The following is a 22,176-nucleotide window of genomic DNA, read 5'->3' on the forward strand; positions in this document are numbered from 1 at the left end:
GCGTGGTCGAGGAGGGCGGCGGGCCGGTCGCGACGGAGGACCTGCTCGTCCCGGGGGAGACCTGCTGGCGGGTCGAGCGCGCCGACCGGTACGCCGTCTTCGTCGACGCCGCCGACTACTTCGCCGCCCTCCGCGCGGCGGTGCTGCAGGCACGGCGGCGGGTGCTGTTCATCGGGTGGGACTTCGACCCGCGGATCCGGATGGACCCCCGCCGGCCGGGCCGGCGGCGGGCCGACGCGCTGGGCCGGGTGCTCGAGGGTGCGGTGCGGGCCAACCCCGAGCTGGAGATCGGCGTCCTGGTGTGGGACTACGGCGTCGTCGGGGCCCTGGGCCGCGGCCTGGTGCCGGTCGTGCTGCTGGACCGGCGCACCCCGGACCGGCTGCGGATGACCGTCGACACCCACCACCCCGTCGGCGGTGCGCACCACCAGAAGATCGTGGTCGTCGACGACTGCCTGGCCTTCGCCGGCGGGATCGACGTCACCGCCGACCGCTGGGACACCTCCGACCACCTCGACCGGCACCCGCTGCGCCGCCGTCCCTCCTCCCACCGGCTCACCGGGCCCTGGCACGACGTGACCAGCCTGGTGTCCGGCCCGGCCGCCCGGGCGCTCGGCGACCTGGCGCGGGAGCGCTGGGAGAGCGGCACCGGGGAGGCGCTGGAGCCGGTCGCGGACGTCGGCGCCGACGAGGAGGCCTGCTGGCCCGACGACGTCGAGCCGCTGCTCACCGACGTCGACGTCGCCGTCTCGCGCACCCGCCCCGAGCACGGCGGGACCCCCCTCGTGCACGAGGTCGAGCTGCTGTGGCTGGCCGTGGTCGCCGCCGCCCGGCGCTGCGTCTACATCGAGAGCCAGTACTTCGCCAACCGCCGGATCGCCGAGGCGATCGCCGAGCGGCTGGGCGAGCCCGACGGCCCGGAGTTCGTCGTCGTCAACCCCGAGACCGCCGACGGGTGGCTGCAGGAGAAGGCCATGGGCACCGCGCGCGCCGCGCTGCTCGCCCTCGTGCGGGACGCCGACGTGCACGGCCGCTTCCAGCTCTACGTCCCGGTCACCGAGGCGCGGCGCCCGGTCTACGTGCACGCCAAGGTGACGGTGGTCGACGACCGGCTGCTGCGGATCGGCTCGGCCAACCTCAACAACCGCTCGATGGGCCTGGACACCGAGTGCGACGTGTCCATCGAGGTGCGCCCCGGCGACCCGCGCGCCGCGGAGCTGGCCGCGGCGGTCACCGGCCTGCGCGACCGGCTGCTCGGCGAGCACCTCGGGGTGTCCCCGGCCGCGGTCGCCGCCGCGGTCGAGGCCTGCGGCGGGTCGCTGCTGCGGGCGGTGGAGAGCCTGCGCCGGCCGGTGGGCCGCTCGCTGGTGCCCTTCACCCCGCCGGACCTCGGCCCGGTGGGGCAGGTGCTGGCCGACACCGGACTGCTCGACGCGGAGCGGACCCCGGACCGGTGGGAGCGGGTCCGCCGCAGCTTCCGACCCCGGCTGGCCGGCCGGGGACGGCGCCGGCGACCGGCTCACCCCCGCGGGTGATGGAGGTGGTCGACGGCGCGGGAGCGTGCACCCGATCGGGTTACCGTTCCGACGCGACACCGCGCGACTCCGCGCGGCACCGAGCACAGGACAGAGGGGGACGATGCACGCCGTCGGCGCTCAGCGCCCCGAGGCCAACGCCGACGCCGAGGTGATCCTCCTCGGCGGCCGCGCCTCGGTGAGCACCCGGGTCGAGCGGGTCGAGACCGACACCCTCGTCGTCCGGCCCTCCTCCGGGGACTTCGACGACGACCCCGTCGTGCGGGTCGGGGACGCGGTGCAGGTCTTCTGGCGGGACGCCGTCAGCGGGTGGTCGATGCCCGCCCGGGTGGCCACCGTCGAGCGAGGGACCCACCCCCGCTGGCACCTCGACGTCGTCGGCGCGGCCGAGCACTCCCAGCGGCGCGAGGCGGTGCGGGTGCGGCTCACCCTCCCCGTCGTCGTCCGGGTCGGCGGCACCGACCTGGAGGGCGAGACGCTCGACGTCAGCGAGGGCGGGGTCCGCGCCGTCGTGGACGCCTACGGCCACCCCCCCGAGCCGGGCACGGTCGTCCCGCTCACCGTGCGGCTGGAGGACGTCGCCGTCGCCGCCCCGGCCGAGGTCGTCCGGCACCAGGCCCGCGGCGCCAAGTGGGGCCTGTCGCTGCGCTTCGTCGACCTGCCCGAGAAGCTGCAGGACCGGATGCGCCGCCGGGTCTTCCAGGCGATGCGCGAGGAGCGCGCCCGCGGCGCGGACTAGAAGCAGCCGCGGCGGGATAGACCCGGAGGCGTGACGACGACCGCCCGCCTGCCCGAGGCCCTGGCAGCCCTGCGGGACGCCGTCGCCACCGCCCCGCTCGGCCTGGACACGCCCGGCAGCCAAGCCGCCCGCCGCGCGGCCCGCGGGGTGGTCGAGCAGGTCGACGACTACCTGCTGCCCCGCCTGCGCGACCTCGACGCCCCGCTGCTCACCGTGGTCGGCGGCTCCACCGGCGCCGGCAAGTCCACGCTGGTCAACAGCCTGGTCGGGGCTCACGTCACGACGTCGGGCGTGCTGCGCCCGACCACCCGGGCGCCGGTGCTGGTCTGCGCCCGCGCCGACGTGGGTGCCTTCTCCGGCGACCGGGTGCTGCCCGGCCTGGCGCGGGTCACCGGCGGGGCGGCGGGGCAGCCGCAGGGTGGGTCCGGCACGCTGCAGCTGGTGCCGCGGGACGACGTCCCGCCCGGGCTGGCGCTGCTGGACGCCCCCGACGTCGACTCCGTCGTGGAGTCCAACCGCGAGCTGGCCGCCCAGCTGCTGGCCGCCGCCGACCTGTGGGTCTTCGTCACCACCGCGGCCCGCTACGCCGACGCCGTCCCCTGGGACGTGCTCCGGACGGCGCAGCAGCGGGGCACCGCGCTGGCCGTCGTGCTGGACCGGGTGCCGGCCGGCGCCGCCGCGGAGATCGCCCCCGACCTGGCCGGCATGCTGGAGCGCGCCGGCCTGTCCGGGGTGCGGCTGTTCGTCGTCGAGGAGCGGCCGCTGGTCGACGGGCTCCTCCCCGCGGACCAGGTCGCCCCCCTGCGGCAGTGGCTGCACGCGCTCGCCGCCGACCAGGAGCAGCGCGCCGCCGTCGTCCGGCAGACGCTCACCGGCGCGCTGGCCAGCCTGGCCGACCGGGTGGCCGGGGTCGCGGCCGCCGTCGAGGAGCAGGCGCAGGCCGCGACCGCGCTGCGGCAGGCCGCCGCCGCGGCCTACACCGCCGCCTACGACGGGATCGGCGAGGGCGTGCGCAGCGGCAGCCTGCTGCGCGGGGAGGTGCTCACCCGGTGGCAGGAGTTCGTCGGCACCGGTGAGTGGATGCGTTCGCTGCAGACCTCGATCGGCCGGCTGCGGGACCGGGTCGGCGCCGCGCTGACCGGCCGGTCCTCGCCGGCCGACGAGCTGCAGGGCGCGCTGGAGAGCAGCGTGGAGACGCTGCTGCGCGCCGAGGCCGACCGTGCCGCCGAGCGCACCGTCACCGCCTGGCGGGCGCTGCCGGCAGGCCCGCCGCTGCTGTCGGCCGCCGACGACCAGCTGGACCGGGTGTCGCCGGACTTCCCCGAGGCCGCCGCCGCGCAGGTGCGCGACTGGCAGGGGTACGTGCTGGACCTGGTCCGCGAGGAGGGGGCCGGCAAGCGCAACCGCGCCCGGGTGCTGTCCTGGGGCGTCAACGGCACCGGCGCCGTGGTCATGGTCGCCGTCTTCGCCCAGACCGGTGGGCTCACCGGCGGGGAGGTCGTGGTCGCCGGCTCGACGACGGCGATCGGGCAGCGGCTGCTGGAGGCCCTCCTCGGCGACGCCGCCGTCCGCTCGCTGGCCGCCCGCGCGCGGGAGGACCTGCAGGCCCGCGCCGACGCGCTGCTGCGCTACGAGCAGGCCCGCTTCGACGTCCTCGTCGACTCCGCCGGCCCGGACCCGGAGGCGCCCGCGCGGCTGCGGGCCGCCGCGGCCGCGCTGGCCGCGGCCCGGGACCGGGCATGAGGGGTCGCACCCCGCCGCTGGCCGACCGGCTGGCCGCGCTGCGCGAGACCGTCGACGTCGCCGGGGACCGCCTGGAGCTGCCCGAGGTCGACCGGGCCCGCACCCTGCTGGCCAAGGCCGGTGCCCGGGAGGCGCTCGGCGACGCCACCGTCGTCGCGCTGGCCGGGGCCACCGGCAGCGGGAAGTCCACCCTGTTCAACGCGCTGTCCGGCGCGGAGGTGAGCACCCCCGGCGTGCGCCGGCCCACCACCGGCGTCGCGCACGCCACCGTCTGGGGCGCCGACGAGAACACCGACCGGCTGCTGGACTGGTTGCAGGTGCCCCGCCGGCACCGGCACGCCCCCGAGCGGGCACTGGACGGGCTGGTGCTGCTGGACCTGCCCGACCACGACAGCGTCAGGCAGGAGCACCGGCTGGAGGTCGACCGGCTGGTGCAGCTGGTCGACGTGCTGGTGTGGGTGCTGGACCCGGAGAAGTACGCCGACGCCGCCGTCCACGAGCGCTACCTGGTGCCGCTGGCCGGGCACGCCGGCGTGCTGCTCGTCGTCCTCAACCAGGTCGACCGGCTCGACGCCGCGGCCGCGCGGGCCTGCCTGACCGACCTGCGCGCCCTGTTGGACCGGGAGGGCCTGGCCGGCACGCCGCTGCTGGCCGTCTCGGCGCGCACCGGCGCCGGCGTGGGCGAGCTGCGCGCCGAGTTGGCCCGGCGGGTGTCCGCCCGGCGGGCGGCGACCGACCGGCTGACCGCCGATGTCCGGGGGACGGCGGCGGCGCTGGCCGCGCACTGCGCCGCCCCCGACGGCCGGGCGGGCGGGGGACGGGCGGAGCACGGGCAGCTGACCGACGCCCTGGCCCAGGCCGCCGGGGTGCCCGCCGTCGTCTCGGCGGTCGAGCGGTCGGTGCGCCGCAGCGGGACGGCGACCACCGGCTGGCCGGTGGTGCGCTGGACCCGCAAGCTGCGCGCGGACCCGCTGGAGCGGCTGCACCTGGGCCGCGGCGACGGGGACACGGTGGGCGCGCGCACGTCGCTGCCCTCGGCCGGCGCGGTGCAGCGCGCCGGGGTGACCCGGGCGGTGCGCGCGGCCCGGGAGGCGGCGGGTGCGGGCCTGCCGCAGGTCTGGCGCGACGAGCTGCGGCGCACCGTCGAGGTGTCGGAGGACCAGCTGGCCGACCGGCTGGACCGGGCCGTCGGCGGCACCGACCTGGGCTCGCCGCGCACCCCGCTGTGGCAGCGGGCGGTCGGCGGGTTGCAGTGGCTGCTCACCCTGGTCGCGCTGGCCGGGGCGCTGTGGCTGCTGGCGCTGGTGGCCCTGGGCTTCGTCCAGCTCGACGACGTCGTCCCGCTGCCGCGGGTGGAGGGGATCCCGCTGCCCACCCTGCTGCTGGTCGGCGGTCTGCTGGCCGGGGTGCTGCTGGCGCTGGTGGTGCGGCCGCTGGTCGCGCTGCGGGCCCGGCGGCGGGCGCGGCGGGTCGAGCAGCGGCTGTACGCGGCGGTCGAGGCCGTGGCGCAGGAGGAGGTGCTGGGCCCGATGGCCGAGGTGCGGGAGGACCACGACCGCTTCTGCGCCGCCGTCGCCCGGGCCGGCCGGTAGGCCGGCGGGACCCCTCAGCGCGGGTGGTCGCCGGCGCGGGGCTCGGGGACGCGGTCCGGGGCGGGCTCCAGCGGTGCCAGGCCGTTGGGCAGCCTCGCCCAGACGTGCTTGCGCCCCGGCCGGCACTCCCAGCCGTAGGCCGTGGACAGCTGCGCCACCAGGTGCAGCCCCATGCCCCCCAGGGCCGGGTCGCGGTCGACGGCCGGGACCGGGGGGCGGTCGGGTGCCTCGTCACTGAGGTCCAGCAGCCAGCCGTCGGTGCCGGCGACCACCAGCGCGCGCACCGCGCCACCACCGTGCCGCAGCGCGTTGGACGCCAGCTCCTCGAAGACCAGCAGCAGCCCGTCACGGGCGTCGTCGGTGGACGTCGAGGAGACCGACGGGTGGGCGATCCTCGCCCGCAGGTCGGCCCGCACCCGGGACACGACCTGCATCGCCTCGAGCTGCCAGTGCCACACGTCGCCGACGAGGGACGGCACGGGTTCGCGCGGCCACGGCTCCGGACCCAAGGGACCTCCTCCACCGCTGCTGGGGAGCGGGCCGGGACCCCACCCGGCCGTCGACCCATCCTGGCCGACGCCCGGGGTTCCCGCACCGCCGGGTGTCACCCGTCCGCCGGGCCGCCCGGTCGGTACAGCGGGCCCACCGCCCGGGCCAGGGACTCCAGGCGGTCCACCAGCAGGCCCACCGCCGCGGCGCTGTCCACCGTCTCGGCCACCTCGACGGCGGTGGGGGACGTCGAGGGCGCCCGCCGGTCGACCAGGGTCTGCCCGCGGCCGGCGCCCAGGGTGGTGTCCACGACGACGTCCCGGCGCACCGTGCCCAGCGTCCCCGGGACGATCGCCTCGGTGAGGGCCAGCGCGTCGTGCAGCACCACGCCGGTGGTGCCGTAGCTGCTGCGGGAGTGGTCGAGGTACTGCCGCACGATCGCGGCGGCGGTCGCCCCGACCGGTCCGGCGGCGGCGAACCGGGCGATGCCGTCCGCGTCGAGGACGGTCGGCAGCGTGACGTCCAGCCCGACGAGCACGGTGGGGACGGCGGAGCCGAGCACCCGCTGGGCGGCCTCCGGGTCCGACCACACGTTGAACTCCGCGGCCGCGGTCACGTTGCCACCCCGCGCGGCCGAGCCGCCCATGAGCACCAGCCGGCCGATCCGCTCGGCGGCCTCGGGGTGGGTGGCCAGCAGCAGCGCGATGTTGGTCCAGGGGCCGATCGCGGCCACCGTCACCGGCTCGGTGGCCGCGGTGAGCACCTCGGCGAGTGCGACCACCGCCGGTCGCGGGTCGGGCGCGGCGGGCGAGGGCGCCAGCCGCACCCCGCCCAGGCCGGCCTCGCCGTGCACGTGCCCGGCCCGCTCGCGCTGTGGGTACACCAGCGAGTCCCGGGCGCCGACGGCCACCGGGACGTCGGACCGCCCGGCCAGGTGCAGCACCCGCAGCGCGTTCTCGGTGGTCTGCGCGAGGTCCACGTTGCCGTGCACGGTGGTGACCAGCCGCAGGTCCACCTCCGGGCTGGCCACCGCCAGCAGGATGGCCAGGGCGTCGTCGATGCCCGGGTCGGTGTCGATCACGAGGGGGACGGGGACGGCCACCCGGCCATCCCAGCAGAGCCGGTGCGCGCCGACACGCCGGGAGCGTCGCGCCCGCCGGGGTGACCGACCGCGGCAACGGCCCGTTCCGGACCGCCGGACGGCGCCTTGTCGACCCCGGGCGGGGTGTCCGGGACGGTCACCCCACGGTGCCGAGGGGCCGGACAACTGTTCGGTCACGTGGTGCCACTGGTGCCAGGGGTGCGGGAGGTGCGCGCCCCTACCGTTCGGCACGGACGACCGCCCGAGCCGCGGTCCTCCCGAGGAGACCCCGTGCCCCTGCACCCGCCCGCCCCCGTGCCCGCCGCACGACGCACCGCCGCCCAGCGTGCGGCCGACGCGCGTGCTGCCCTGGCGACCCGTCCCGCGCCGCGACGGACCGCCGCGCAGCGCACCGCGGAGGCGCGCGGGTGGAGCCGCCCGGTGCACCGGACCGCCGCCCCCGCGCTCCCGGCGCCGAGGCCGGCCGTCGCGGCACCGGTGCCGCTGCCCCTGGCCGCACCGGCGCTCCCGGCTCCCCGCCCGCCGGTCGCGGCACCGGCGCTCCCGGCACCGCGCCCGCCGGTCGCGGCACCGGCGGTCCCGGCCCCGCGGCCACCGGTCCCGGCCGCGGTCCCGTCGCCCGTCCCGGTACCGGCCCCGGTGGCCGTGCCACGACCCGTCCTGGTGCCCGTGGCCCGGCCCGTCCCGGTCCCCGCCGCCCGGCCGGCGGCCGTAGCCGCAGCCGAGCGGCGTCCCGTTTCCCGGCCGGTGCACCCCGTGCCGGCGCACCCGTCCCGCCGGCCACCCGGCCCACTCCGGCCGGTGCCGGCTCCGGGACACTGGCTGGACCGGGTGCGGTCGTGGACCCGGCACCGTCAGCCGGCCCCGGTGGCCCCGGACCTGCGGTCGGTCAGCCGGGTGAGCAGGTACAGCACGACCCCGCCGAGCAGCAGCAGCCCGCCGAACCCCCACACCCGTGCCTCCTGCTGCGACAGGAGCAGCAGGCACGAGGCGATGCCCAGCACCGGCAGCACGGTCGGGGCGTGGAAGTGCTCCGCCGCCACGGTGTCGCGGCGCAGCACCAGCACCGCGGTGTTCGTGCTGAGGAACACGAACAGCAGCAGGAGCACCACGGTGCTGGCCAGGGTGGTGAGGTCCCCGGCCAGGCTGAGCCCCATCGCGACGGCCGTGGTGACGGCGATGGCCACCCACGGCGTGCGCCGGTTGGGCAGCACCCGCTCCAGGACGCCGGGCAGCAGCCGCTGCTCGGCCATCCCGTACGCCATCCGGCTGGCCATGATCATGGTGAGCAGTGCGCCGTTGGCCACCGCGATGAGCGCCACCGCGCTGAACAGCCGGTCGGGGACGCCGACGTCCGCGGCCCGCACCACCTCCAGCAGCGGGCCGGAGGAGGCCGCGAGCTGGTCCGGCGGCAGGACGACCGACGCCGCCAGGCCGACCAGGACGTACACCGCGCCGGCGGCCAGCAGCGCGCCGAACAGCGCCCGCGGGTAGACCCGGCGCACGTCGCGGACCTCCTCGACGATGTTCGCCGACGTCTCGAACCCGACGAAGGAGTAGTAGGCCAGCAGTGCGGCGGCCAGCACCGCCGTGGCCGGGGCCACCCCGGACGGGAACTCCACCGTGCGGCCCAGGTCGCCGTCGCCGCGGCCGAGCACCAGCGCGCCGAGGACGACGACGAGCACCAGGCCGGACACCTCGACCACCGTCATCACCACGTTGGCGCCCAGGGACTCCTTGATGCCCCGCGCGTTGAGCAGGCCGACGACCAGCAGGAACACCAGCGCGGCCGGCGCGGCGGGCACGTCCAGGAAGACGCCGAGGTAGTCACCGGCGAAGGCCAGCGCCAGCCCGGCCGCGCTGGTCACCCCGGCGGCGAGCATGCAGAAGCCGACGAGGAAGGCCAGCACCGGCTGCCGGAAGGCGCGCTCGGCGTAGACCGCCGAACCCCCCGCCCGCGGGTACTTGGTGGCCAGCTCGGCGTAGGACGCCGCGGTGAGCAGGGCCAGCAGCAGCGCGACCAGCAGCGGCACCCAGATCGCCCCGCCGACCTCGGCGGCCACCGAGCCGGCCAGCGCGTAGACGCCCGCGCCGAGGACGTCGCCGAGGATGAAGAGGAACAGCAGCTTCCCGGTGACGGCCCGGCGCAGCCTGGTCCCGGTCTGGTCGGCGGGGGGCGCCTCCGGCGTGCTCATCGACGGGTTCTGCGCAGCGCGCCGTGCGGGCAAACGCCGCACCGGCCCGCGTCACCCGCCGCGGGAGAGCGCGACACGCCGGGCGGGTCGGACCGCGGCCCGGGGTGACCGGCGCCTCGACCGGCGCGTCCCACGCTCGGGACGCGCGGCTTGTCGACACGCCTCCGCCGGTTGCGCGGGGTCACCGGCACCCCCGCCGGGTCGCCGCAACGGTTGGGTCACACGCACTCCGAGGGGTGGCGCAGCGGGCCGTCGCGGGGCGCCGTCGTCCCTACCGTTCTCCCTGTCCGCAGCACCGCGGCGCACCGACAGGGAGGACGTCATGGCGAACGACCGGGCACTGGCCCAGCGCACGTCGGACCGGCCCGACGAGCTGTCCCTCGGTGGCCTGCTGGACCTGCTGGACCGGGCCGAGCCGCTGCCGGGGCGGACCGGGTCCCGGCCCGCCCGCCCGGCGGTGCACCGCGCGGGCCCGGCGCGCCGGCCGTCCGCCGTCCGGCCCGTCCCGGTGCCGGCGACGCGCCCCCGGCCGGCCACCCCGCCACCGGCAGCCGCACCCACCCCGGCGACGCCGACCTGGACCGCGCCGGCCCCCGCGCCGGCCCCCCGGCCGCGGCTGCGCGAGCGGATCCGCGGCCTGGTCCGCCGGCTGGCGCTGTGGGGTGCCGGCCCCGCCGGCGCGCACCTCGCCTGGGGCCGGCCGGCCCCGTCCGCCCCGGCGCCCCGCCCGGGCGGCCCGGTCGTGCTCACCGAGCTGCCCAGCACGCCCACGATCCAGCCCGCGGCGCCTTCCCCCGCCGCGGCGCTCCGTCCGGCCCGGACCCCCCGGCCGGTCCGTTCCCCCCGCGTCCCGGTGGTCGCCCCGCTCGCCCGGCACACGCCGGCACCGCGGCCTGCCCCCGCACCGCGGACCGCGCAGGGGAGCGCCCGGCCCCGGGGGGCCCGGTCGGCCGCGCCGGCCCGGTCGCGCGGCGACCCGCGGCCCCCTCCGGCCCGGGGTCAGCCACCCTGAGGGAGGACGCCGTCCTCCCCGCCCGTCCAGCGCACCGCCTCCCGGCTCCGGCAGCCGGCCACTCCCCCGGTGGCCGTGCGCCAGGCCACGGGGGTCTCCGCTCCGCCCGACCGACCCGCACCGCCCCCCGGTGCGTCCTCCGACGGTGGCAGTCCCGCCGCCCCAGACGTCCCGCTCCACCGGTAGCCGCCCCGACCTCCCGCCGACCGCGCCCCGACGCGGCGCGCGGACCCTCCAGGGCGGCGGCGACCGCGGCGCGGCACGGCTGTCCGGCGACGGGGACCGTCCGAGGGCGACAGGTCCGTGCCAGTACCCGTCCCCCGGGTCTCTGACCGGCACCGACCTGACCGGGGCGCCCGACGGTCCCGGGTGTCGACCGCAGGAGACCGGCCCGGGCACCCGCCGGAGGAAGGCAGCAGCGGACGAGCACCGCAGGACGGGCGCCACCCGGCACCGCACGCCACCACCCCTGCCGACGGCGGGCCCCCTCCAGGACGCGGGGGGTGCCCGCCGTCGGCCGTCCTCGGGCAGCCCCGCGCCGGACCGGACCGCCCGGAGCCGTCCGACCGCCGGGTCAGGGGGCGAGCACGGCCCAGACGTGCTTGGCCCCGGCACTGACGTACCAACCGTGCTCGACGGCCAGCTCGGCGATCAGGTACAGCCCGAGCCCGCCCTCACTGGGGTCGCGGCCGACCGCGGGCGTCGGCGGGGAGCCGGGCGCGCCGTCGCAGACCTCGACCAGCCAGCGGTCGGCCACGGGGCGCACCGAGGCGCGCACCTCCCCGCCGCCGTGCCGCAGCGCGTTCGAGGCCATCTCGTCGAGGGCCAGCACGAGCCGGTCGCACAGGTCGGCGGACCGCGGACCGCCGAGGTGCGCCCGCACCTCGGCGCGGACCTGGGGCAGCTCGGCCACGGTGCCCAGGCGCCACGCGAGGTGCTCGGGGGCCACCGGCGGCCGTGCGGACGGCCACAGCTGCCGGGCCGCCTCGCCTGTCACGCCGTGGTCCCCTCACGTGCTCCGCCCGCTCGGGGGCGGACCCTGGCCCACGCCCGGCGGACGTGGCCGACCGACGGTTCGCGGGCGAACCGGGACACCTGCGTATGGGTCTGCGGACCCGACCGCAAACATGGGTGAGACACGGGTCACAGACCGCGCCGGGTCGTGCCGCCGGGCACCCCCGCCCGGGTCAGCCGAGGGCGGCCAGGTAGTCGGCGACGACGGCCGGGTCGCGCATCACCGGGCCCATCACCGCGATGCCGGCCGCACCCGCGCCCAGCAGCGCCGGCGCGTGCTCCGGGAACACCCCGCCGAGCGCGAAGGCCGGCGGGCCGTGCGTGGCCAGGGCGGCGAAGCCGTCGACGCCGAGGGCCGGGCCGTGGCCGGGCTTGGAGGCGGTCGGGAACACGGGGGAGAGGAACGCCCAGTCGCAGCCCTCGGCACGGGCGCGGGCCAGCTCGTCCGCGGAGTGGCAGGAGCGGCCGACCAGCGCCGGGCGCGGGTCGGGGAACGGCTCGGCGGCGGCGAGGTGGACGGCGGGTCCGCCGCCCGAGCCGGCGGTGACCAGCAGCCCGCCCACCGGGTCGAGGACCGCCCGGAGCCGGTCGGCGAGGGCGGCGCGCTCGCCGACCGGCAGGTCGCGGTCGCGCAGCAGGACGGCGCGGGCGCCGGCGGCCACCGCCGCGGCCACGACGTCGGCCAGCGGCCCGGCGGCCTGCGTCCGGTCGGTGACGACCAGCAGCCGGGGCAGGGCGGTCACAGGTCCGGCAGGCCCTCGAAGGAGGTCGAGGCCTCGGCGTGCCAGCGGCGGGGGATCCGGCCCGCCAGCCGGGCCAGCCGGCCGCCCTCCACCGCCTGCCGCATGGCCAGCGCCATCCGCTCCGGGTCGCGGGCGCGGGTGACCGCCGAGGCGAGCAGCACCGCGTCGCAGCCCAGCTCCATGGCCAGGGCGGCGTCCGAGGCCGTGCCGATGCCGGCGTCCAGCACCACCGGGACGTCGACGGCGGCGCGCAGCAGCGCGACGTTGTGCGGGTTGCGGATGCCCAGGCCGCTGCCGATCGGCGAGCCCAGCGGCATCACCGCGGCGCACCCGGTGTCGGCCAGCCGCCGGCCCAGCACCGGGTCGTCGGTGGTGTAGGCGAGCACGGTGAACCCGTCGGCGACCAGCTGCTCGGCGGCGTCCAGCAGCTCCACGGCGTCGGGCAGCAGGGTGTGCTCGTCGCCGATCACCTCCAGCTTGACCCAGTCGGTGCCGAAGGCCTCCCGGGCCAGCCGGGCGGTGAGCACCGCCTCGCGGGCGGTGCGGCAGCCGGCGGTGTTGGGCAGCAGCCGCACGCCGCAGCGGTCGAGCACCCCGAGCATGGACGCGCTGGCGGACGCCTCCACCCGACGCAGCGCCACGGTGACCAGCTGGCTGCCCGAGGCCCGCACCGCGGCCTCCAGGGTCTCCAGGCTGGGCACGCCGCCGGTGCCGAGCAGCAGCCGGGAGGTGAACGTCTCCCCCGCGATGGCGAACGGGTCGGCGGCCTCCTCGCGTTCCAGGGCCGGGGCCAGGTCCTGTGTGGTCATCGTCATCAGCCTCCTGCGGTGGGGGCGAGCACCTCGAGGGTGTCGCCGGGGGACAGCTGCGTCGCCGGCCAGCTGCTGCGCGGGACGACGTCCCCGTTGAGCGCGACGGCGACCCGGTCGTGCCCACCGCTGCGGGCGGCGACCAGGTCGGCGACGGTGGCGCCGGCGGCCAGCTCGGTGCGCGCGCCGTTGACGGTCACTTCCACGACGACTGCCTCTCGAACCGGTCGGCGGTGAAGGGGGCGGCCAGCTCCGGCAGCGTGCCGGTGGCCAGCAGCTCGGCGGTCACCTCGGCGGTGACGGGGGTGAGCAGCACGCCGTTGCGGTGGTGCCCGGTGGCCAGCACCAGCCCGGGCAGCGGGCCGGGGCCGAGCAGCGGGGCGTTGTCCGGGGTGCCCGGCCGCCAGCGCGCCAGCGTCTCGACCAGCTCGCACTCGCCGATCCCGGGGACGACGTCGATCGCGTCGTGCAGCAGGTCGTGCACCCCGCCCGCGGTGACGGTGGGGTCGAACCCGCGGTCCTCGACCGTGGCGCCGACCACCAGCCGGTCACCGGCGTAGGGGACGAGGTAGACGTGCCGGCCGCGGACCAGCGCGCGCACCGTGCCCTCCAGCAGGTCCGCCGCCCCGGCCAGCCGGAGGACCTGCCCCTTCACCGGGCGCACCGGCAGGGGTGGCACCCCGGGCAGGCCGCCGCTGTGCGCCCCGAGGGCCAGGACGACGGCGCCCGCCAGCACCGTGCCCCCGTCGGCCGTCTCCAGCCCGGCCGCCCGGCCGCCGTCCACCCGCAGCGCGGTGACCCGCTCCCGCACCAGCCGCACGCCGGCGTCCTCGGCCGCGCGCAGCAGGGCGGCGTGCAGCGCCCGGCCGTCGACGGAGTGGTCGCCGGCGACCAGCAGGCCGCCGCGCACCCGCTGGGTCAGGGCGGGCTCGCGGCGGCGGGCCTCCCGCGGGGTGAGCCGCTCGGCGGCCAGCCCCAGCTCGCACTGGTAGGCGTGCAGCGCGGCGAGCTCCTGCACGTCGTCGGAGTCGAAGCCGACGACGAGGGTGCCGGCGGTGCGCAGGCCGACGTCGGCCCCGGTGGCCTCGCGCAGCTCCGCGGCGAAGGCCGGCCAGCGCTCGACCGACGCCAGGCCCAGGCGCAGCAGCGCCTCCTCGCGGTAGCCGGCCTCGGTGACCGGGGCGAGCATGCCGGCCGCCGCGGCCGACGCCCCGGTGCCGGGGGAGTCGTCGACGACGGTGACCGACAGCCCGCGCCGGGCGGCCCGCCACGCCGTGGCCAGCCCGATCAGCCCCCCGCCGGCGACCGCGACGTCGGTCATGCCGCCGCCCTCCGCCGGCGCAGCACCCCGGGCAGGCAGACCAGCGCGGTGAGCGACACCGCCACCGCCAGGCCGACCAGGGACGCCGACCAGCCGTTGGCCGGGTCGATGCCCAGGTCGGCCTGGCGGGCGGCCCACCACGCCGTCCAGCCCGCACCCGGGCCGGCGAAGTAGGTCGGCAGGGTGAGCTGGTAGGCGAGGAAGCCGGCCGCCCACGGCAGCAGGAACACCGGCCGTGCGGGGGCGGTGTCGGAGGTGTCCCAGGCCCCGCGCGGGGTGCTGGCGTAGGCGACGAGCAGCACACCGGCCAGCGGCACGAACACCGCGCCGATGAGGAAGAGGAACGGCTCGTAGGCGGCGATGTCGAAGGTCAGGGCCAGCAGCGTGGCGACCGTGCCGACGCCGACGGCCAGCAGCCGCCGGTCGGCCCGGGCGACGATGTTCTGCGCGGACACCGCGGTGGAGTAGACGTTGGCGAAGGCCTCGTCCAGCTCCACGGTGACCAGCACCAGCACGGCCAGGGCCCCCAGCGGGACGGCCAGCAGCGCGTCGATGACGTCGAACCCGGCGCTGCCGTAGGCGGCCAGCGCGACGACGCCGAGGGTGAACATCACGATCGTGGCCAGGCCGTAGCCCAGCCCCGCGCCGGCACCCGCGGCCCGGGCGCTGCGGGCGTGCCGGGTGTAGTCGGCGACCAGCGGGAACCAGGAGACCGGCAGCGCGATGACGATGTCGGCCGCCGTCCAGAACGAGGTGGCCGCGCCCTGCGTCAGCGGCGGCAGCGGCTCGGCCAGGACGTTGACGAACAGGTAGACCACCGCCGCGAGGGCCGCCCAGATCGCGTAGCGGGCCAGCACCCGGGCGACCCCGAGCGGGCGCAGCGCCATCGCGGTGGCCAGCACCCCGGCGAGCAGCACGAACGGCCACCGCGGTGCGTCCAGCACCCGGGACGCCGCCTCGGCGATGATGACGATCTCGAAGGTGGCCCAGCCGACGCACTGCACCAGGTTGACCGCGGTGGGCAGCGCGGAGGCGCGCCGGCCGAGCAGCCCGCGCAGCAGCACCATCGTGGGCACCCGCTCGCGCGCCCCCGCGGCGGCGGCCAGCCCGAGCAGCGTGGCGCCGATGACGGCGCCGACGACGATGGCGCCGATCGTGGTCGACAGCGGCCGGCCCGGGAGGACGACGAAGACGGCGGCCACCGGCAGCAGCAGGCTGACGCCCAGGTTGGCCCACAGGCCGAAGGTGTCCCGCAGGCCGAGGACGGGGGCGGGCGCCTCGGCGAGGGTGAGGGGGGCCTCCCCGGTCGCGGGGACGGCGTTCGACGTGCTCATGACTGCTCCCTACGCCGGCATTACCCGGTCAGGTTCCAGCGGTCGGCGACGCCTCGAGTCGCCCTCTCAGCCCGGTGGTGCCCGAGCTCCCGCACGTGCAGCGCCCACCCTAGACCCGGTCCGTACAGTCCCCGCCGTGCCGGTCGCCGACCTCCCCTCCCGCTCCCCCGACGACTGGCGGCGGGCCACCCGGCACCCGTTCCTCGACGCCGTGCGCGACGGGACCGTCCCGGTCGCCGCCTTCGACACCTGGCTGGTGCAGGACGCCCGCTTCGTCGCCGACCTGCTGCGCTTCCAGGCCCGGTTGCTGGCCCGCGCGCCCCGGCCGGCGCAGGCGGTGCTCGCCGGCGGGCTGGTGGCGCTGGTCGAGGAGCTGGCCTGGTTCGAGCAGCAGGCCGCCGTCCGCGGGTTGGACCTGGGGGCGCCGGCCCGGCCGGCCACCGCCGGCTACGCGGAGCTGCTCGGGCGGCTGGACGCCGCTGACGCCGGGACGGCGCTGACCGCGCTGTGGACCATCGAGCGCACCTACCTGGACGCGTGGTCGCACGCGCGGCCCGGCGCGCCCGGGTACCGGGAGTTCGTCGAGCACTGGACGACGCCGGGGTTCGCCGGCTACGTCGCCGGGCTGGCGGCGGCGGCCGACGGCACGCCCGCGCCGGACGCCGACGCGACCTTCGCCGAGGTGGTCGCGGCCGAGGTGGCCTTCTGGGACATGGCGCTGGACGCGGCGCTGTGAGCACGGCGCTGGACGCGGCGCTGTGAGCCTGTCCGCCGACCTGTGGGCGGCGAACGCCGACCTGGCCGCCGCGGCGCTGGCGCACCCGTTCGTGGCCGGGATCGGCGACGGAACGCTGCCGCGGGAGCGCTTCGCCGGCTACGTCGCCCAGGACGCGTTCTTCCTGGAGTCCTTCGCCCGCGGCTACGCCCTCGGGGTGGCGCACAGCCCCGACCGGGCCACCCTGGACGCCTTCGCCGACCTGCTCGCCGGGGTCCGCGAGGAGCTGGCGCTGCACGCCGGCTACGCGGCCCGCTGGGGCATCGACCTGGCCGGCGTGCAGCCGCTGCCGGCGACCACCGCCTACACCGACTTCCTGCTGGCCACGGCGTCCCTCGGCGGGGTCGGTGCGACCTGCGCGGCGATGACCCCGTGCATGCGGCTGTACGCGCACCTGGGCCGCTCGCTGTCGCCCGGGCGCGCCGGGGACTACGCCGAGTGGGTCACCACCTACGCCGACCCGGGGTTCGACGCGCTGGCCGGCACGCTGGAGCGGCTGCTGGACTCGCACGCCGCCGACGTCCCCGCCGTCCGGACGGCGTACCGGCGGGCGATGGCACTGGAGGTCGGCTTCTTCGACGCCGCCTGGCGCGGGGCCTGACGGGCGCTCGCCGGACGGCGACGGTGTGCGCCGAGGCCCCCTCCCGACGGGTGGAGCAGGGCGGCGGCGCACACGCTCGGCCGTGGAGCGAGCGGGCTCAGAGCACGAAGCCCAGCAGCAGGTGGCCGTTGAGGGCGATGATCAGCGCCGCGACGACGCACCCGGCGACGGTGGTGACCCGCCGGTTCACCCAGCCGCCCATGAGGTCGCGCCGGCTGGTCAGCCACAGCAGCGGCACCAGGGCGAACGGGATGCCGAAGCTGAGCACGACCTGGGACCAGACCAGCGCGGTGGTCGGGTCGCCCCCGAGCACCAGCACCAGCAGCGCCGGGGCGAGGGTCACCAGCCGGCGGACCAGCACCGGGATGTGCCGCTTGAGGAAGCCGGCCATGACCACCTGGCCGGCGTGCGTGCCGACCGAGGACGACGCGAAGCCCGACGCCAGCAGCGCCAGGGCGAAGGCCAGCGCCGCGCCGGCACCGAGCTGGTCGCCCAGCCCGGCGTGCACGCCCTCCAGCGAGCCGGCCTGCTCGGCCGAGCCGGTGAACAGCTGGGCGGCGATGACCAGCATCGCGGCGTTGACCAGCCCCGCCACGCCCATGGCCACCAGCACGTCCAGCCGCTGGGCGCGCAGCAGCCCGCGCCGTCCCTCGCGGGTGCGCCCGGCGGTGACCACGTCGCCGTAGCGGCCCGGGGTGAGCGCGGAGTGCACGTAGATGACGTGCGGCATGACCGTGGCGCCGAGGATGCCGGCGGCCAGCACCAGGCTGTCCGGGCCGGCGAAGGAGGGCACCATCCCCGACGCCATGCCGCCCACGTCGACACCGGAGCCGACCAGCGTGTAGGCGAAGCCGGCGCCGATGACCAGCAGCAGCCCGGTGATGACCCGCTCGAAGGGGCGGTGCCCGCGGGACTGCGCGGCCAGCAGCACGAAGGCGACGACGGCGGTGATCAGGCCGCCGATCGGCAGCGGGACGCCGAAGAGCAGGTTGAGCGCGACCGCGCCGCCGACGATCTCGGCCAGGTCGGTGGCGATGGCGACCGCCTCGGCCTGCAGCCACAGCCCGCGGGTGACCGGGCGGGGCAGCTGCTCGCGGCAGTTGGTGGCGAGGTCCCGGCCGGTGGCCAGGCCGAGCTTGGCGGTGAGGCTCTGGATGAGCATCGCCATGAGGTTCGCCGCGACGATCACCCACAGCAGGGTGTAGCCGAAGGAGGCGCCGCCGGAGAAGTTGGTGGCGAAGTTGCCCGGGTCCACGTAGGCGACCGCGGCGACGAAGGCCGGGCCCAGCAGCGGCCAGATCCGCCGCCGCGCGGTCGGCTGCGCGGGGCGGCGGGGGCCGGCGACCAGGGTGGTCGGGAGGACGGCGGCCTCGGTCTTGGACAGGTACACGGGGGCCTCGCAGGGGACGGGCGGTGCGCGGTGGTCGCTGCTGTCCTGCCCGCCGGGGGTGTCACGGTCGGGCCAGGGCGTGGCCCGCGCGGGCCGAGGTGAGGCTGCCCTGACGTCCCGGGGCCGCGGGTCCCCGCGGCCCCGGGAGCACGTTCAGGCGGCCGGGACGATCAGCCCCGCGGTGGCCGTGCGCGCCGTGGTGAACCGCCGCGTGACGTCGGCCCAGTTGACGACGTTCCACCACGCGTCGATGTAGTCGGTCTTCACGTTGCGGTACTGCAGGTAGAAGGCGTGCTCCCACATGTCGAGCATGAGCAGCGGGACCAGGCCGACGGCGAGGTTGCCCTGGTGGTCGTAGAGCTGGCAGATGAGCAGCTTCTGGCCCACGGAGTCCCAGGCCAGGATCGACCAGCCCGAGCCCTGGACGCCGCCGGCGACGGCGGTGAAGTGCGCCCGGAAGGCGTCGAAGGAGCCGAACTGGTCGTCCACGGCCGCGGCCAGCTCGCCGTCGGGGCGGTCGCCGCCGTCGGGGCTCATGTTCGGCCAGAACACCGAGTGGTTGACGTGCCCGGCCAGGTTGAACGCCAGGTTCTTCTCGTGCAGGTTCGCCGTCCCCAGCCCGTCGTTCGCGCGCGCCTCGGCGAGCTTCTCCAGCGCGGTGTTGGCGCCGGTGACGTAGGTCTGGTGGTGCTTGGAGTGGTGCAGCTCCATGATCTCGCCGGAGATGTGCGGCTGCAGCGCCCCGTAGTCGTAGGGCAGGTCGGGGAGCTGGTAGTCGGGCATCGGGTTCCCTCCGTCGCGCGTGCTGGACGCAGGTGGTCCTGCCCCGCGCCCCTGACACGTCGGGGCCGACCCGTGGCCCGCCCGGGCCAGACCACCTCCTCCGGCGTTCCGCGCGCGGAAGGCCCCCGAGCAGCCTTCATCGCGACAATGGCCACCCCTCCGGCCTTTATCGCGACAATGGCTGCTCGGGTCAGTGCCCGGGGTCGTCGAGGACGGCGTGCAGGAAGCGTTCCACCGCGGCCAGCTCGGCGGCATCCAGCTCGGCAGTGGCCGCCTGCAGCCGGCGGGCCAGCGGCACCATCCGCTCGGCGCCGAGCGCGCGCGCCGCGGGAGCGAGCACGACCAGCACCCGGCGCCGGTCGCCGGTGTCCCGTTCCCGCCGGACCAGCCCGTGCCGCTCCAGCCGGTCGACCAGCGCGGTGACCGCACCGGAGGACAGCCCCAGCTGCGCGCCGAGGGTGTTGACCGGCGTCCCGTCGCCGGCCGCCGCGTCGAGCGCGCGCAGGGCGGCGAGGTCGGAGGTGTTCAGCCCGGTGCTCGTGATCAGCTCGCCGGCCAGCGCCACCATCCGGCGCATCAGCTCCCGGGTCAGCTCCTGCACCCGATCGGCGGGGTCGGGGGGGAGTGCCGCTTGCCCGTACGTCATCCGTCGTGCCATCCTCTCGATGCGTCGAGATACTTGTCGCGTCGAGAGATACTAGCCACCCGTCGTCCCAGGGAGCACACCGTGGACCGTCTGTCCGCCCTCGTCACCCGCCGCCGTCGCGCCTGGGCGGTGCTCGTGCTCTACCTGGCCGCCGCGGCGGCGGTGCTGCTGGCACCGGCGCCGGACCAGGTCGCGCCCCCGTCCTCCTCCGGGCTGCCCGACGACTACCAGTCGGCGCAGGCCGAGCGGCTGCAGGCGCAGCTGCCGCAGACCGGCGTCGAGCCGGTGCTGGCGGTGGTCAGTCGCAGCGACGGCGGCGCGCTGTCCCCCGCCGACCTCGCCGCGGCCCAGGAGGCCGCCGCGGCCGGGGCCGGGGCCGCCGGCAGCACCGTGGCCGGCCCGCCGGACGTCTCCCCGGACGGCGCGGTGGCCGTGCTGGTCGTCCCGCTGGACACCACCGGCGGGGACGAGGCCGTGGCCGACCGGGTGGCCGCGCTGCGCGAGGCCGTCGGCGCCGACCTGCCCGGCGGGCTCACCGTGCAGGTCACCGGTGGGCCGGCGTTCGGCGCGGACCTGCTGCGCGTCTTCGAGGGGGCCGACACCACGCTGCTGCTGGTCACCGCCGCGGTGGTGGCCGTGCTGCTGCTGGTGACCTACCGCAGCCCCGTGCTCTGGATCGTCCCGCTGGCCGTGGTGGCCACCGCCGAGCAGGCCACCCTCGCGCTGCTGGACCAGGTGCTGCCGCGGCTCGGGCTGGCCTACGACGGCAGCACGGTCGGCATCACCAGCGTGCTCGTGTTCGGTGCGGCCACCGACTACGCGCTGCTGCTCATCGCCCGCTACCGCGAGCAGCTGCGGGTCACCGCCGACCGGTTCGCCGCGATGCGCACCGCCGTCGCGCGCACCGCCGAGGCCATCCTGGCCAGCGGCGGCACCGTCGTGCTGGCCTGCCTCACCCTGCTGCTGGCCACCCGCGAGGGCAGCCGGGCGCTGGGTGCGGCGGCCGCCCTCGGCGTCGCCGTCGCCGTCGTCGCCGGGCTGGTCGTACTGCCCTGCGCGCTGGTGCTGTGCGGGCGCGGGCTGTTCTGGCCCCTCGTGCCCCGCGTCGGCAGCCGCGGCACCGAGGGCCGGGTGTGGGGGCGCCTCGGCGAGGGCGTGGCCCGTGCCCCGCGGCTGGTCGCCGCCCTCGGCATCGCCGTGCTGGCCCTGCTGTCGGTCGGCGGGCTGGGGCTGCAGACCGGGCTGTCCCAGGTGGAGCAGCTGCGCGCCGAGCCCGAGTCGGTGCTCGGCGCCCGGACGCTGGCCGGCGCCTTCCCCGCCGGGTCGGCCGAGCCGGTCGCGGTGCTCACCACCACGGCCGCCGCACCGGCGGTGGCCGACGCGGCGGCCGGCGTGGAGGGGGTCGCCTCGGCCGCGGTCGGCCTCGGCGGGCCGGAGGTCACCCAGGTCGACGTCGTCCTGGACGCCGAACCGGGGTCGGCGGCGTCGGAGACCGCCGTGCGCGAGCTGCGCGAGGCCGTGGCCGCGGTGCCGGACGCCGGTGCGGCGGTCGGCGGGTCGGAGGCCACGGCGGTGGACCTGGCCGACGCCGAGGCCCGCGACCGGCTGGTGGTGATCCCGCTGGTCCTCGTGCTGGTGGCCGCGGTGCTGGTCGCCCTGCTGCGCTCGCTGGTGGCCCCGCTGCTGCTCGTGCTCACCGTGGTCGCCTCCTACGCGGCCAGCGTCGGCGCCAGCTGGCTGCTGTTCACCACCGTGTGGGACTTCCCCGCCCTGGACGAGGGGGTGCTGCTGCTGTCCTTCCTGTTCCTCGTCGCGCTCGGGGTCGACTACAACATCTTCCTGGTCACCCGGGCCCGCGAGGAGGCCGCCCGGCTGGGCACCCGCGCCGGCGTGCTCACCGCGCTGCGGGTCACCGGCGGGGTCATCACCAGCGCCGGGATCCTGCTGGCCGCGGTGTTCGCCGTCCTCGGCGTCCTCCCGCTGGTCACGCTCACCCAGATCGGCGTCATCGTCTGCGTCGGCGTGCTGCTGGACACCCTGCTGGTGCGCACCGTGATCGTGCCGGCCCTGGCCTTCTGGCTCGGCGACCGGTTCTGGTGGCCCGGGCGCCCGCAGGCGCCGGCCCCCGAGCCGCCCCATGGTGGGACGCCGCACCGGGAGGGGGCGGCCGCCCTGGTCCCCACCCCGTGACACCCGCCCCGTGAACACCGCGTCCTCATGAACACCGCGTCCCCGTGAACACCGCGTCCCCGGCGCGGCGGACCGACCCCGCCGCCGCGCCGGGGACGCGGGCACGCGGTCCTTGAACTCTCAAGCAGTCGGGAGCAGACTGGGCTGGTCACCGTCCACCCGA

At 77.7% G+C, this 22,176-nt stretch carries 20 protein-coding genes and 1 riboswitch; of the genes, 8 read left to right on the forward strand and 12 right to left on the reverse strand.

Annotated elements, in window-relative coordinates; genetic code table 11:
• The first annotated feature begins 2 nt into the window (after positions 1-2).
• The 4 genes from RTG05_RS00335 (at position 3) to RTG05_RS00350 (ending at position 5,609) form a co-directional block, all read left to right on the forward strand.
• On the forward strand, positions 3-1,535 hold the full coding sequence (locus RTG05_RS00335; RefSeq protein WP_166526973.1) for a phospholipase D-like domain-containing protein: 1,533 nt from the start codon (positions 3-5) through the stop codon (positions 1,533-1,535).
• A gap of 103 nt (positions 1,536-1,638) precedes the next feature.
• Positions 1,639-2,274 (forward strand): flagellar brake protein, encoded by a 636-nt coding sequence (locus tag RTG05_RS00340; RefSeq protein WP_166526974.1) that lies wholly within the window; start codon positions 1,639-1,641, stop codon positions 2,272-2,274.
• 30 nt (positions 2,275-2,304) lie between these two features.
• The gene (locus RTG05_RS00345) at positions 2,305-4,017 is read left to right on the forward strand and encodes a GTPase domain-containing protein (RefSeq protein ID WP_166526975.1); all 1,713 of its coding nucleotides are present in this window, start codon (positions 2,305-2,307) and stop codon (positions 4,015-4,017) included.
• Entirely contained in the window at positions 4,014-5,609 is a 1,596-nt protein-coding gene (locus tag RTG05_RS00350; RefSeq protein ID WP_166526976.1) for a YfjP family GTPase, read from the forward strand. Before RTG05_RS00345 ends, RTG05_RS00350 begins: the two co-directional genes overlap by 4 nt.
• Positions 5,610-5,623: 14 nt before the next feature.
• Here the strand turns inward: RTG05_RS00350 and RTG05_RS00355 are convergent, their stop codons facing one another.
• From RTG05_RS00355 to RTG05_RS00365, 3 genes are all read right to left on the reverse strand, one after another.
• On the reverse strand, positions 5,624-6,118 hold the full coding sequence (locus tag RTG05_RS00355) for an ATP-binding protein (RefSeq protein ID WP_315912167.1): 495 nt from the start codon (positions 6,116-6,118) through the stop codon (positions 5,624-5,626).
• Between the two features lie 95 nt (positions 6,119-6,213).
• Positions 6,214-7,200, reverse strand: a complete 987-nt coding sequence (locus RTG05_RS00360) for a nucleoside hydrolase (RefSeq protein ID WP_166526977.1) — start codon at positions 7,198-7,200, stop codon at positions 6,214-6,216.
• An 854-nt stretch (positions 7,201-8,054) separates the two neighbouring features.
• Positions 8,055-9,395 (reverse strand): APC family permease, encoded by a 1,341-nt coding sequence (locus RTG05_RS00365; RefSeq protein WP_166526978.1) that lies wholly within the window; start codon positions 9,393-9,395, stop codon positions 8,055-8,057.
• A 322-nt stretch (positions 9,396-9,717) separates the two neighbouring features.
• Between RTG05_RS00365 and RTG05_RS00370 the strand changes: the two genes are divergently transcribed.
• Entirely contained in the window at positions 9,718-10,407 is a 690-nt protein-coding gene (locus RTG05_RS00370) for a hypothetical protein (protein ID WP_315912168.1), read from the forward strand.
• 574 nt (positions 10,408-10,981) lie between these two features.
• Here the strand turns inward: RTG05_RS00370 and RTG05_RS00375 are convergent.
• From RTG05_RS00375 to RTG05_RS00400, 6 genes are all read right to left on the reverse strand, one after another.
• Positions 10,982-11,404, reverse strand: a complete 423-nt coding sequence (locus RTG05_RS00375) for an ATP-binding protein (RefSeq protein WP_166526979.1) — start codon at positions 11,402-11,404, stop codon at positions 10,982-10,984.
• 190 nt (positions 11,405-11,594) lie between these two features.
• The gene (locus tag RTG05_RS00380; RefSeq protein ID WP_166526980.1) at positions 11,595-12,164 is read right to left on the reverse strand and encodes a thiamine phosphate synthase; all 570 of its coding nucleotides are present in this window, start codon (positions 12,162-12,164) and stop codon (positions 11,595-11,597) included.
• Positions 12,161-12,973, reverse strand: a complete 813-nt coding sequence (locus RTG05_RS00385) for a thiazole synthase (protein ID WP_315912169.1) — start codon at positions 12,971-12,973, stop codon at positions 12,161-12,163. Before RTG05_RS00385 ends, RTG05_RS00380 begins: the two co-directional genes overlap by 4 nt.
• A 5-nt stretch (positions 12,974-12,978) precedes the next feature.
• Positions 12,979-13,179: a sulfur carrier protein ThiS gene (thiS, locus tag RTG05_RS00390; RefSeq protein WP_166526981.1), complete on the reverse strand. Its 201-nt coding sequence runs from the start codon at positions 13,177-13,179 to the stop codon at positions 12,979-12,981.
• On the reverse strand, positions 13,170-14,294 hold the full coding sequence (thiO, locus tag RTG05_RS00395) for a glycine oxidase ThiO (protein WP_166526982.1): 1,125 nt from the start codon (positions 14,292-14,294) through the stop codon (positions 13,170-13,172). The genes thiS and thiO overlap by 10 nt, the downstream gene beginning before the upstream one ends.
• Positions 14,291-15,628 (reverse strand): purine-cytosine permease family protein, encoded by a 1,338-nt coding sequence (locus RTG05_RS00400; RefSeq protein ID WP_166526983.1) that lies wholly within the window; start codon positions 15,626-15,628, stop codon positions 14,291-14,293. The genes thiO and RTG05_RS00400 overlap by 4 nt, the downstream gene beginning before the upstream one ends.
• Positions 15,617-15,731: riboswitch (TPP riboswitch) on the reverse strand. It overlaps the preceding gene by 12 nt.
• Before the next feature lie 33 nt (positions 15,732-15,764).
• On the opposite strand from RTG05_RS00400, the gene RTG05_RS00405 reads away from it, so the two are divergent.
• Positions 15,765-16,364, forward strand: coding sequence for a TenA family protein (locus RTG05_RS00405; RefSeq protein ID WP_166526984.1), 600 nt, complete (start codon positions 15,765-15,767; stop codon positions 16,362-16,364).
• Positions 16,365-16,386: 22 nt separating this feature from the next.
• The gene (locus tag RTG05_RS00410; RefSeq protein WP_166526985.1) at positions 16,387-17,004 is read left to right on the forward strand and encodes a TenA family protein; all 618 of its coding nucleotides are present in this window, start codon (positions 16,387-16,389) and stop codon (positions 17,002-17,004) included.
• Positions 17,005-17,101: 97 nt separating this feature from the next.
• Here the strand turns inward: RTG05_RS00410 and RTG05_RS00415 are convergent, their stop codons facing one another.
• From RTG05_RS00415 to RTG05_RS00425, 3 genes are all read right to left on the reverse strand, one after another.
• Positions 17,102-18,394, reverse strand: a complete 1,293-nt coding sequence (locus tag RTG05_RS00415) for an Nramp family divalent metal transporter (protein ID WP_315912170.1) — start codon at positions 18,392-18,394, stop codon at positions 17,102-17,104.
• A gap of 153 nt (positions 18,395-18,547) precedes the next feature.
• Positions 18,548-19,177 carry a superoxide dismutase gene (locus RTG05_RS00420; RefSeq protein WP_166526986.1) on the reverse strand — a complete coding sequence of 210 codons (630 nt, stop codon included), beginning with the start codon at positions 19,175-19,177 and terminating at the stop codon, positions 18,548-18,550.
• Between the two features lie 190 nt (positions 19,178-19,367).
• Positions 19,368-19,823 carry a MarR family winged helix-turn-helix transcriptional regulator gene (locus tag RTG05_RS00425; protein WP_208104724.1) on the reverse strand — a complete coding sequence of 152 codons (456 nt, stop codon included), beginning with the start codon at positions 19,821-19,823 and terminating at the stop codon, positions 19,368-19,370.
• Positions 19,824-19,904: 81 nt separating this feature from the next.
• On the opposite strand from RTG05_RS00425, the gene RTG05_RS00430 reads away from it, so the two are divergent.
• The gene (locus RTG05_RS00430) at positions 19,905-22,013 is read left to right on the forward strand and encodes an MMPL family transporter (protein ID WP_166526987.1); all 2,109 of its coding nucleotides are present in this window, start codon (positions 19,905-19,907) and stop codon (positions 22,011-22,013) included.
• Positions 22,014-22,176: the final 163 nt, after the last annotated feature.

Source organism: Geodermatophilus sp. DSM 44513, assembly GCF_032460525.1.
In the GTDB taxonomy this organism is placed as follows: Bacteria; Actinomycetota; Actinomycetes; order Mycobacteriales; family Geodermatophilaceae; genus Geodermatophilus.

Coding starts and splice junctions, on each gene's coding strand:
- RTG05_RS00340 (WP_166526974.1), top strand. CDS start 1,639: ATGCACGCCGTCGGCGCTCAGCGCCCCGAGGCCAACGCCGACGCCGAG.
- RTG05_RS00350 (WP_166526976.1), top strand. CDS start 4,014: ATGAGGGGTCGCACCCCGCCGCTGGCCGACCGGCTGGCCGCGCTGCGC.
- RTG05_RS00365 (WP_166526978.1), bottom strand. CDS start 9,395: ATGAGCACGCCGGAGGCGCCCCCCGCCGACCAGACCGGGACCAGGCTG.
- RTG05_RS00370 (WP_315912168.1), top strand. CDS start 9,718: ATGGCGAACGACCGGGCACTGGCCCAGCGCACGTCGGACCGGCCCGAC.
- RTG05_RS00385 (WP_315912169.1), bottom strand. CDS start 12,973: ATGACCACACAGGACCTGGCCCCGGCCCTGGAACGCGAGGAGGCCGCC.
- thiO (WP_166526982.1), bottom strand. CDS start 14,294: ATGACCGACGTCGCGGTCGCCGGCGGGGGGCTGATCGGGCTGGCCACG.
- RTG05_RS00400 (WP_166526983.1), bottom strand. CDS start 15,628: ATGAGCACGTCGAACGCCGTCCCCGCGACCGGGGAGGCCCCCCTCACC.
- RTG05_RS00420 (WP_166526986.1), bottom strand. CDS start 19,177: ATGCCCGACTACCAGCTCCCCGACCTGCCCTACGACTACGGGGCGCTG.
- RTG05_RS00425 (WP_208104724.1), bottom strand. CDS start 19,823: ATGACGTACGGGCAAGCGGCACTCCCCCCCGACCCCGCCGATCGGGTG.